General features: G+C 51.6%; 7 protein-coding genes. All 7 read left to right on the top strand.

The genetic code is table 11. The annotated features are described in order from the left end of the window. The first annotated feature begins 7 nt into the window (after window positions 1-7). From ESZ91_RS00685 to ESZ91_RS00655, 7 genes are read left to right on the top strand one after another with little or no spacing between them, the layout of a single operon-like run. Window positions 8-1,528: an ABC transporter substrate-binding protein gene (locus ESZ91_RS00685; RefSeq protein ID WP_129223110.1), complete on the top strand. Its 1,521-nt coding sequence runs from the start codon at window positions 8-10 to the stop codon at window positions 1,526-1,528. 17 nt (window positions 1,529-1,545) lie between these two features. Beyond that, window positions 1,546-2,430, top strand: a complete 885-nt coding sequence (locus ESZ91_RS00680) for a carbohydrate ABC transporter permease (RefSeq protein ID WP_129223108.1) — start codon at window positions 1,546-1,548, stop codon at window positions 2,428-2,430. Continuing rightward, a complete protein-coding gene (locus ESZ91_RS00675) occupies window positions 2,430-3,317 on the top strand; it encodes a carbohydrate ABC transporter permease (protein WP_129223106.1) in 888 nt (295 codons plus the stop codon). The genes ESZ91_RS00680 and ESZ91_RS00675 overlap by 1 nt, the downstream gene beginning before the upstream one ends. 15 nt (window positions 3,318-3,332) lie before the next feature. Next, complete coding sequence (locus ESZ91_RS00670; protein WP_129223104.1) at window positions 3,333-4,361, top strand: hypothetical protein; 1,029 nt, start codon at window positions 3,333-3,335, stop codon at window positions 4,359-4,361. 54 nt (window positions 4,362-4,415) lie between these two features. After that, on the top strand, window positions 4,416-5,363 hold the full coding sequence (locus ESZ91_RS00665) for a hypothetical protein (RefSeq protein WP_129223102.1): 948 nt from the start codon (window positions 4,416-4,418) through the stop codon (window positions 5,361-5,363). 17 nt (window positions 5,364-5,380) lie between these two features. Then, the gene (locus ESZ91_RS00660; protein WP_161970980.1) at window positions 5,381-8,749 is read left to right on the top strand and encodes a bacterial Ig-like domain-containing protein; all 3,369 of its coding nucleotides are present in this window, start codon (window positions 5,381-5,383) and stop codon (window positions 8,747-8,749) included. 57 nt (window positions 8,750-8,806) lie between these two features. Next, window positions 8,807-12,289 (top strand): coiled-coil domain-containing protein, encoded by a 3,483-nt coding sequence (locus ESZ91_RS00655; RefSeq protein WP_129223098.1) that lies wholly within the window; start codon window positions 8,807-8,809, stop codon window positions 12,287-12,289. Window positions 12,290-12,293 lie beyond the last annotated feature (4 nt).

Here is a 12,293-nt window from a genome sequence, read left to right as displayed (position 1 = left end):
GAAAACAATGAAAAAGTATCTGGCAGCCTTTTTAGGCATCACGCTTGTTTGCAGCGCGCTTTTCGTCGGCTGCGGCAAAAGCGGCAAGACGGAGATCGTCATCGACGGCGGCGGCGTTGCGGGGAACTACAACAGTTCTATCAACATGACTCCTTCGGCGGCAAATCCCAATCCCTACAACTATCTCGAACAACTCGCCAATGAGTGGAACGAATCGAGCAAATTCAGTTCGCAGTACTCCGTCAAGATCAACCGCAATTCCATCAACGGCAACCGCGATTCCATACTGAGTTACGTTTCGACGGGTTCGGGTCCCGACATTCTGTACCAGACGGGCACGACCATCGCCGAGGATATGGACAAGAATTACTTCGTGGACGTGACCGACTATCTGAGCGAACCCAATCCGTATGTGAAGGGGAACGAAAAGTGGTCGGATCTCTATGATGCGCAGGAACTGGAAGCCTCCCGTGCGCCCAACGGCAATTTCTATTCCATCGGGATCGACCGCAACGTGGCGGGCATTATGTACAACAAGGATATTTTCGAGCGCGCGGGCATCACCGAGCCTATTCTTACATACGGAGATCTGATCGCTGCCATGGATAAGATCGCCGAGCGCTGTCCCGACGTGATGCCCTTTTCCCTCGTCGACAATTGGTACGACATCGTTCTGGAAAGCGGGCTGTACGGCAGTCAGATCGAAAAATACGACGTGATCCGTAAAAACGGGATCGTAGATTCCGAAGAACTCAGCCGCGCATCTTCTCTCGATCTGTACAAGATCATGAACGGCAATAATCTGGACGCGCGTTACGAAGCGTATCTGAATTTGATGAACCTTCTCCGCAGCGATAAATATATGGATACGAATTCCATCGGCAATACTTCCGTCACCGAATTCATGAACGGAAAGATCGCCATGGTTTCCTGTCTCGGCAAAAGCATGGTGCAGGTCCAGCGGCAGAATAAGATCAACGTGGGCGCTATGGGCTACCCCGTTCTGACGCAGAAGGACGTGGACGACTATGCGGGCGTAGACGGCATCAAGATCGACGAGCGCGGCGTCCGCCGCGGCATTTCGGGTATCGGTACGGGCTGGTGGATCAGCAGCGCCGCGGTAAAAAAGGGAACCGTGGACGCTTGCGTCGATTTCCTGCAATTTATCACCGCGCCTGAAAATAACGTTCCCATGGTCAATAAATTGGGCTATGCCATACCTTTGGATACCGACGCTGCCGTCGAATCCTCGGATATGAACGTACTCTTTTCCGAGATGATCAATCAGTTCAACGAGGATGTGGAAAACGACTTTTTCGAGTTCCACGTATTCAATTCCTGGGGGATCATGGGCTTTGACTGTTGGAGCAATTTCGTGACGCAGAGCACCAATCTCTTTAACGGCGCGGACATTCTTACTGTCGCAAAGTCTATCAATAAACAGTTTTTGTCTTCAAGGGATAATTTGATCGAGCAGAACAAAAAGAGCGGAGCGTGGAACGTGGACGGTTGGGCGGATCTGGCCTGACGTGGAGAGCGTAACTTATGAAAACCTATCGTAAGAGCGATCTGTTCGGCTACGTGTGGATGTTGCCCGCATTCGCGCTCATCTGTATTTTCAGCATTTATCCCGCGGCTTCCGCGCTGATTCATTCGTTTACCAACTGGGATCTGATAAGTGCGAGTTGGACGGGCGTGGATAATTTCGCGCGGCTGTTCAAAGACAATATTTTTTGGAAATCGTGCGAGAATTTAATCATTCTGATGGTGACGGGACTGATATTCGGAAACGTAGCGGCGCTGTCGCTGGCGGAACTTCTCCACAAACTCAAAAGCGAAAAATGCAGCAACGTCTATCGTTTTTTATTCATTCTTCCCGCGCTCGTTCCCGGCATGGTCAATATGCTCATCTGGACGAAGATCGTGTTCAGCCCCTTTTCAAACGGTCTGATGAATTCCATTTTAGCGAATTTCGGTATGGATACGCAAGGGTGGTATATGCAGGAAAACCAGGCGCTTCTGTCCATGATACTGACGGGTTTTCCCTGGGTTTCGGGTACATCCTTTCTCATCTATCTCGCGGGACTCAACAACATTCCCGACTCCGTGTACGAGGCTCTGGATCTGGACGGCGCGGGCACCTGGAAACGCATTTTCTTCATCGACCTTCCGCTGTTGAAGAGTCAGATCAAATATTTCGTGATGCTCGGCATCATCGGCGGCATGCAAAGTTTTTCCATGCAGTTGGTGTTTACTTCGGGCGGGCCCAATTACGCGACGACCGTTCCCGGCTACTATATGTACGAAAAAGCGTTTTTCAGCGGCGAGTTCGGATATGCGGCGGCGATCGGCTTTTTCCTGTTTTTGATCACGCTCATCATTACGGTCATCAACAATAAATTTATGAAATCGACGGAGGAAATTGCCTGATGGACTCTGTTTTAACTGTCGTAAACGACGATTTGCGCGCAAACCGCCACTCGAAACGGTTGGCGGCTGTCAAGCAGGGGATCGCGCATCTGTGCATTCTCATATTGCTTTTCTTCGTCGTCGTGCCCATTTATTTTCTGATCGTGAAGAGTTTAAAATCTCCGGAGCAGGAAACGATGCATCCGTTTTCCGTTTCTTTCCCGCTCATTTGGGAAAATTACAGCCTTGCCTGGCTCTTTGTAAAGGACTATATTCTCAATACCGTCGTGATAGCCCTTTGTCAGACGTTCGGCGTTCTGCTTGTATGTTCATGCGCCTCCTATGCCTTTGTGCGTTACAAATTTCCCTTTAAAAACGTACTGTTTATCATCATTTTATCTTTTATGATGGTGCCCGGGATCCTGACACTCATACCGCAGTACCAGATGGTATTGAACGTATTCAATCTCAAAAACAGTTATTTCGGCGTGATCCTGCCCGCGATCGCGGGCGCGGTACCCATGGGGATATTTCTGCTCAACACGTTTTTTTCGGGCTTGCCAAAAGATCTGTTCGAGGCTGCGGAACTTGACGGCGCGTCGAAATTTCGTCAATACCTGATCGTGGCGCTGCCGCTCTCCGTCCCCATTTTGGCGACGCTCGGCATCATGCAGTTGCTTTCCGCCTGGAACGATCTTTTGTGGCCGCAATTGATTTTGCAGGACGAGCGCATGCACACCATCACCATCGGCCTTGCGCCGTTTACCGAATCGTACTACAACGATTTTCTCAGTTTAGGCGTGCCTTTTGCAGGCTACGTCATCGTCAGTATTCCGCTTTTGGTCATCTTTTTCTTTGCGTCCAAACAATTTATCCGCGGTCTGACCAGCGGTGCGTTCAAAATGTAATAAGGAGGAATTTCAATGCATAAAGCAATGAGATCGCTTGTGATCTGTCTTGCCTCGCTCTTTTGTTTTCTCGCCTTCGCGAGCGGCTGCGATGCGGGCAAAACGACGAAATTGAAGGGGGAAGAGGTCGTCCTCGATCGTAACATGGAAAACGGCGTCGGCGTTTTGGGCAAGGTTTCCATCGAAGATCTCGGAAACGTCACCTACAATTTCCGATACATGAATACCGTACCCGAAAACGCGGTGAGCATGTGGCGGCTGGGGCAGTGGGGCACGGAATTCGGGCTTGCGGATACGGGAAAGGAATCCAAAGAGGGCGACGATTACATTCTGAAAGACAATACCAAGGAATTTATCGTCAATCCGAAAACGGGACGATACAGCCTGAACTGCGACACGACGGATGAATACGAGAAATACAATGGCGTCAAACCGTACGGCGCCGACTGGCTGCATCTGATCACCATTCAGAATCTGGCGGATATTTCGCGCGTTGCGGAAATGAAAAATATCTACGCGGATTTCGAGTTTTCCATCGACTATTGCGAAAACCTCATGGGCGGCAAACTCGACCTCGGGCTGCATACCGCGCTTTTCCAATGGGTATTCGTGGTGAAAAACGACAATCCCGACTCACCCGATTACAATCAATATTTCTGGTTAAACATTCCCTATTACGACGGGCGCAGCCTTGTCACAGACGAGTGGAAATCGTTTAAAGAGGACGCTTTTCTCGATTACGGAAAAGAGGATAAATCCAATACTTATATTTATACGGCGGGAAGCGAGGGGTATCTGCCAAAGGGCGGCGTCGAAGTCGGCGAAAAATACCATATCACTATCGATTTAGTGCCCTATGTGGAACGCGCTCTCGAAAAAATTCAAAATCATGAGGGTAACCTTTCGAGCGATTATCCGCTCCTCGTCAATACGACGGTGGACGATCTGCGTATCAACCAGTTTTACATCGGCTGGGAAGTACCCGGCACATTCTCTTGCGGGGCGACCATTTACAAAAACAGTATTTTATACAATAAGAAATAGGTTTTGCCGTAGGGCGATGCCCGAAAACCGAAAAATGAAAAAGGAGATTTTTAGATGAGGAAACTTGCGGCGGTGCTCTTGTCTGTGTGTTTATGTATGCTTATGGGATGTTCACCGAAAACGCCTCCCGTATCGGGAGAAACCGAATTGATCCCCGATCTCGCGTTCAACGAGGGTTTCGTACTGACGGGGTTTGACAGCCGTCCCGAATTCAATCAGCGCCATATCGGCGAGATCGATTACGGGCTGGAAAATCTCGACCCCGTCTGGAGGATCGGCCAGTGGGGCTGTCTGAAAAATCTGGTAAACGCCGAATATTCGCAAAATTCGGGCGTAGACGTTTTCGAGGACGGAAGCAAAGTTTTGAAAGTTAACCGCAAAACGGGCGCTTACAGCCTGTATTGCAATGCCGAAACGGACGGCGTTTATGCAAACGGCGTGCGCAAGGAGAACGAGCCGTGGATCCATTTCATTCTCGAGATCCCGCAGTTCCCCGTTTTTACGAAACTGAAAGATCTGGACTATCTCACTTTTTATCTGGAATTTCAACTTACGAAAGGGGTGAATCAATGCGGAGCGGATTACGATCCGTCCCTTCATTCTTCCATGTTTTTATGGTATATCACCGTTTCGGACCTCACGGATACTTCCGAATATTTTTGGTTCGGACTTCCCATTTACGATAACCGCCACGCCTTTTCACCCGAATTTGCGCAGCAGGACGGCGGCAAAGAGGATTCTACCTCTTCCTTTATCTATAATCCCGCGGCGGATACGTTTCTCGATATTCCCGTCGTGGAGGGAACGCCGAATCTTTTGAACCGCGATATGCTGCCGACCATTCAATATGCGTTCAAACTCGCGCAGGAACGCGGTTTTATGAAAAATACGAAGTATGAAAATCTCGGCATTACGAGCATGTATATCGGATGGGAACTCCCCGGAACGTTCGACGTGGGGATGGACGTGCAGAATATGCGCTTGCTTGCGGGAAAGAAATAATATCGAAAGGAGAAAAGATGAGTAAAACGAAAATTACATTGATGAGTCTGATCCTGGCGCTCGCCCTGTTGATCGGTATCGGCTGTATCCCTCTCTTTACGGACGCAGCCGAAACGGAAAGCAAGATCGAAAACAGCGATTTTTATCAACTCGGTACAGGGGTGAGCGCCGTACCTTCCGAAAAAAGTACGGAAACGGACGTGATCTTGCCTTATTCCGGGGAGGGGCATCTGTTTTTCGGAGAGAGCGCGGAAAAAGCCTATCCCGTCGATATGGCGGTATTCAGTTGGAATATCAGGATATCGCAATTGGCAGTGGGGCAGTCTTTCGCGGTTTCCTTCGTAAAGGATACTACGAAAAAGCCTTTCGAGGGCGCAGAGGGCGTTTCTTTCGTGTTTACCTGTCAGAACGAGGGTACTCTGCTGTCATACATCGTGGACGCGGCGGACGGCGGACTCATTCAGGAAATGGTAGATACGCAGTCCATGTGGGCTTATAAGAAAGACGGTTCGTTCGAAGAGTATCCCAAGGTGGAAGGACAGGAAAACTATTCGCGCGGCATGGTCGGCAGACTGATCACCGATAACGTGGTCGGCGCGAGCGTCACGCTCGCAAACATCGTGGACGGCGCCAGTTTCGGCGGCACGACCAACCGCCCCGTGATCTCCAAAGGGAATAGCCTCGGCACCACCATACCCGGCGAAATTTTTACGGCCAGGGATATGAATATCAAAGAAACGATCCTCGTCCTGTCGGCGGGCGGGATCGACGGCATCGGCGATGAGTCCGACGCTCCTTTGAAATTTACCGTCGATACCCCCTCGGACAAAGCGACGAAACAGTATCTTTCTTCCCCCGCGCGGACGCAGATCGTCAACCGCCTCAACGACTATGTGTTCGACAGCGAAGAGGCTTTGGCGGGCACGCTTTCGCAGGCGGATTACGCCGCCTTGACGAGCGGGCTGGCGGAAACGGATCTCTCCGCGCTCCGCGTGCGCGACCGTTTCAATCAGGGAAAGGTCAAAGAGCGGATAGAGGCGACTTTACGGCTTCTGGAAGATAAAATGGCATATGTGGCGGATTCGGTCAAGGTGTACAGCAAAGCGCTGGACGCGCTGAAAGATCTGCATTCCGTCGACGAGCAAAAAATTTCCGGGGCGGAAAGCGCGCGGTCGGTTTACAACGAATATGCGGCGTATGTGAAATATCTGAGCGGCGAACAGTTACAGGAGGTGCAGGCGCTCGTGGACGCGCTAGACGAAACCCTCTTGCTCCGCGGGGTCGCGCATTTGCAGATCGTCGATTTCGAAACTGCCGTCGCAGCGTTCGCCGATCCCGTGTCGGATACGTCCGCCGATCTGATCTATGCGGCGGAACAAGCGCGCGCGGGCATCGACTTCGACGCGATCTCCCAACTGAAAAGCGAAGACAGGTCTGCCTTCGAAAAACGGATTGCCGCTTGCGACGAGATGGTGGAGGAGGCGCGCCTGCTCAATGCGTTCGACGTGGAAAATTATAAAATAGATCTTTATCGCTCCGCGATCGGCGCGCTGGGCGCGAGTCTGAACGTAGAGGAGTTTTTGAGCGTGGTGCAGTCCCGTCCCGTTTTGCGGCTGGATGACGTCATGCCTTCGGATACGGAAATATTGAATACGTCTTTGCGCGACGCGGACGCGTTGTTCGGCAAAGAGATCGTGCGCGTTCTCGACGCATGGCATACGGCTTACAGCGAAAAAACGTATGCTCTTCGGGAACTCGGTTCTCTGACGCAGGCGAAGATCGACGCCGCGAAAGCCGCCGCATACGATACCGATGCAATGAATACGCTGCAAGACATCGCCGCAAAGATCTCGTGCGATATTTCCTCTTCCGTCGCGCAACTTACGGAATGCGACCGCACGGTGCGGGCGGCGGAAGTCCGTTTGCTTCTCGTCCGCTATCATGAACTTGCCTCTGCGCCGATCGGCGATCTGGCATCTTTGAACGAGGCGTACGAGGCGTATTTACTGGCGGCGGAATCGGATCTCGGCGACCTTTCACAAGAAGAACGCGCCGCTTACGACGCGTTGTACTCCGAAACCAACGAAGCATACGGCGATGCGGCCCGCAGTTTGATCGAACCGCTGTTAAAAGCGTTTGAAACGGCTGTCGCCGCGGAAAATATTCACGAATCCGCAGCCATTGCCGAAGCAAAAGCGGCACGCGCGGCGGTTCCTTCGCTGGATTATTATATCATCGCCGCCGACCGCGAACAGGCGCAGGCGCGCTTTGACGCAGCGGATAAAATCCTGCTGTCGCAAACGCTGTATTACGCCTATGCGACGGGCACGAGTTGGACTTTGAGCGAAACGGATCAGGGATTGAAACTTTCCAACACCCTTACAAAGGATGACGTATGTGACGGACTCGCCGTTATCGAAGACCCGCTTCAGATTGACGGTTTCGATTTTGCATTTGAATTCACCGAGATCGGCCGAATCTGGAAGGGCGAAGATCCCGTGGGCAGCGGCAAAAATCCGCAGAGCATTCTGGTCATGAACATCATGCGCGAGGCGGGCAAGAATAAGGACGAAACGCAGGGTTTCTCCGTTTATTTCTACTGCAACCAACTCGATGAGTTGGAAGTATACGTTTACGGAGCCTCGAACAGTACGGGGGAAGTCATGCTTGCGAACGGCAAGGTAAGCGGCTGCGGCTTTACCGCGGACCCTTACGATCCTTACACCGTGCGCATACGGATCGAAAAAGGAACGACGAGTTATCGGCTGTACGTAAATTCTTTGCAGTTGAACGTTTATTATCGCGATATCGTCAACCCCGATGAGGACAGGGCTTCTCATATTCCCGAATTCGAAGTAGGATCGGAGATCGGCGCGGATATTTTCAAGGACGGAAACGCTTACGTAACTTTCGTCATCTTCGCAAATTCTTTGACCTCCGATGAAGAAAGACAGTCCGCGATCACCATTCGCATGATCGGTGATAAAACGTTCGGCGATTATGTGCCGCCCGTCTATACCGTTTCCGTGGATCTCGTTTCGGGTCCCGCGAAAACCGTCTACGAAAAGGGCGAAACTTTTGACAAAACGGGCATTAAAATGATTGCGACGCTTTCCGACGGTACGACGAAAGAAATCGCTCTCGACGAGATCAAGGTCCTCGGTTTCACTTCTACCTCGAAAGGGAAAAAGAACGTGACGCTGAGTTATACCGACGATACCGGTGTGACGCTGAATAAAGTCATTCAGGTGGAAATCGTGGAGGCCGAAGAAAACGGCGGCGATTCGGGCTGCGGCGGCACGGTTTCCGCAGCAAGTTTCGGCGCGGCCGCGCTTATGCTTGCGGCTTGCGGCGTCATATTGGCGAAGAAAAGGAAAAAATCTTAGGATAAATGTTTCAGAGGGCTTTTCGCCCTCTGAAACAAAACATAAGGAGGAAAGAAAATGATTCAAAAAAAGGTCAGGCTTATGCTGGCGGCTCTCTTGGCTGTCGTCATGGCGTTGTGTCTTTGGGGATTCACCGCGCAAGCCTTCGCCGCAGAGAGCGTCGACCCTCGCGCGCCGTTTTATAACAATCCGTATACGCCCGATTGCAGCACAGTCGTGAAAAACGAGGACGGAAGTTTTTCCGTGACGCAAAATTACGGCGGCGGCAACGCACGCCTGTTTTACGGCGACTACACGAGCGGCGGAGCCGAAAACGCGTATTTTATGGATTTGACCGATGCGACGATCTCGCTTTCCGTCGACGAGTTGGCCGCAGGCGTGGGCGCGGAGATCTATTTCGTCAGTTACGTTGCGAACGGATCCTATCCCATGCAGGGAGCCGGGCAGGGATTTTCGCTTCGGCTTACGGACGACGGAAGCAACAATACCGGGTTCGTCCCCGTCGTGCATACCTATTCGATGAACAGTGCGTTTATTAACAAAGCCTACGAGGGCAATCAATATCTGGTCTACAACAACGCTTCTCCCCGCACTTCTTATCTGGGGAAAGAACTGAAAATCCACATTTTCACCGAAGGCGACGTTTTGAACGTGCACGCCGATTGGGTGCGCGATGACGTCAATGCGGAAACGGCGTACGATTTCCGCGCGCAGATCCCCTTGGCGGAACTACCCGCGGAAGGGGGAACGCCCTTCGATTACAAAAATGCGCAGTTCGGCATATCCAACAACGGCGGCAACGATACATTGAAATTGAATGTCAAAGACATTTCCGACGCCAAAAACGACGCTTATTATCAGACGTACGGAGGGAAATACAAAAATTCGATCGCGTACACGCAAAAGTACGCCGAGGCAGTCGCAAATTTTTCCAAAAACGCGACGACCGCGCAGCAGGTCAAGGATTTCTATTCCGCGAAAATGAACTTTGAGGGCATGAATGCGAACGGCTTGCGCAAAAACGACGCATACGAATATCAGCAGGCGGTTGCGCTCTCCACGGAAGGGTTTGCGGAGGCGTCGCTTGCCGTCAAAGATAAGGTGTTTGCAAATTACGACGCGGAGAGCGGGATTACCGATAAAGAGGATGCGATCGCCGTTTTTGCCTTCTATGCGGAATTTTCCGATCAGTTGAGCGAATACGCCGCGGCCGCGGAACATATCCGCGCTGTGCTCGCGCAGGAAGATATGGGACAGAAAGCCGTTGAAACGAAAATTTCCGAACTTACCGCAAAATATGCGGGCGGTGAGATCAAACGCGAGAATTATTATGCGGCGCTCGACGAATATCGGGCGGTCGTCAAACAGTACGACGCGCTCTCCGCGTTCGTGCGCGCGCTGGTCGGAAATTACGATGCTTTGCAAGAGTGGGCGGATTCCTCTCTTGCGGAAATGAAGGATCTGTATTATTCTACCGCGGGAAGTTACTTCACCAATGAATGGGGCGTACGCGGAGAAGAGGACGAAAAGACGATATCCAAGAGTTATGCGGCGGCGCTGCGTGCGGACGACGGCAGTACAAAACTGATCCTTTCTGACGACACGGCTCTGCGTCTCGTCTACGGCACGGATATCGCGGAGGGAACGTGGAGCGACTACGCCGTGGATCTTTCCGATTTCGAGATGACTTTTTCCGTCGATAAAATTGCGGAAAGCGGCCGTTTTGCCGTGAATTTCGTATCCGAGCGCTCTGCTCTTCCTTTCGGCGAAGAGACCGATCCCGGACTGAGCATCATGTTCAGAATGGGATTCGGCGGCGGCAACACGATAGGCGTTGCGCTGACCGAAACCAAGGGCGGCGTATATCCCAATAAGAACACTGCACCCGATCATCCAGGGTTCGAAGGTCTGGACGAATGGGGCGGATTCGGTATTTTGTCCAATCCCTCCGGCGTTCTCGGCAAAAATATTACTTTGAAACTGCAAAAAGCGGAAGAGGGCGTTTCCTTAACGCTCGCGCTCGAAGGCGGAAATACGGTTTCCGTCGGATTGTCTGCGCAATACCTCGGATATCTCTTCCGTACGGACGACGGAAACGTCGACACGTCGAAACTCGTACTGAACTTTACGACGGGCGAAGGAATGACTTCATTTAACGGCGGACAGGACATGGAACTGACCGTGAAGACGATTAAAGACGAATATTTCCGCAACGTCAACTCGCTCTATGCGCAGTTTGACAGTTACAAAAAACTGACGGAATCTCTTTCCGTAAAAGAAAGTCTTACGTTCAACGAGATATCCGCTTACAATGCCGAAAAGCAGTCTATCGACGCGCTCTCCAAAGATCTTCGAACGCACGAAGCGGCGAAATATGCGGAAATGAGCGCGACGCTGGACGCTTCGAAACTTGCCGCTGTCGACGCCCTTGCCGCAGCGTATATGAGATCTTCTCTTGAAAGTTTGAAAAACGTCACCGTCGAAAACGTTGCGGAAACGGAAACGAAATTCGCCGCGCTTTTCACTCAATGGGAAAAGTTTTCCGCTGCGCAAAAGGCTCTTTACGATACGTTCGACGCCGATGCCGACGCGATACGCGCCGATATCGCGGGCTGTAAAACGGCAAAATCGCTGACAGAGGAGATATCCGCGCTCATCGCGCAAGACCCGCTGCCGACCAATATTGAAACCTTGCGTGCAAATTATGCGGCGTTGCGGGAAAAATACGATGCGCTCGCAGCCGAGTATCGGGAACACATTGCGAACCGCGAACAGTTCCTGGCTTACGGAGAAGCGCTTAACGCATACGACCCCGCACAGTTTGTTTCCAACGCCATCGAAAAATTGTTCACCGATTTTGAAACGATCACAAGTTCCAATAAAGCGGCTGCCAAAGCCGCGGTACAGTCGGTCAAAGACGCGTACGAAGTGCTGACCGATGCGGAAAAAGAAGCGGTAACTAACTTTGCGAAGATCGCGCGGTTCGAAGAAATGATCGCCGCTTTCGAACAGGAACAAATAGATTTCGCCAAGGCATCCGCTTTTGATAAAAACGCGAAGAGCAAGACCGAATTTTTCGCAACGATCGATGAGGAAAACCGCTCTGCCGCGATTGAAGCAGTGGAAAGTTTAAAGGCGGATTACGAAAAACTGACCGACGCGCAGAAGGCGCTCGTTAAAAATTACGCGCTCGTAGAGGCGTTGGAAAACAGCGTAAAGGCATTCGATGAGGATGCGGCGGCTTCTGCCGCGGCGCAGGCGGTAATTGATCAGATCAACGCGATCGGCGAGATTACGGACACGAAAGAATGCAAGGCGAAGATCGACGCGGCGAGAACCTCATACGACGCGCTCGACGGCGCGGCAAAAGCGAAAGTCACCAATCTTTCCGTACTTGAAAAGGCGGAAAAAGATTATGCGGCTTTTGCCGAGGCGGAGGAGAATAAAGGCTGCGGAAGCGCAATATATGCGGGCAGCGCGCTTTCCCTCGTCGTACTGGTTTGCGCGGCTGTCGCAATCGTCCGCAAAAAGGTACGGTAATGAA

It is taken from the genome of Candidatus Borkfalkia ceftriaxoniphila, assembly GCF_004134775.1.
GTDB lineage: Bacteria > Bacillota > Clostridia > Christensenellales > Borkfalkiaceae > Borkfalkia > Borkfalkia ceftriaxoniphila.
Note: the sequence above shows the minus strand (reverse complement) of the source record. Positions and strands in the feature narration are given on the sequence as shown.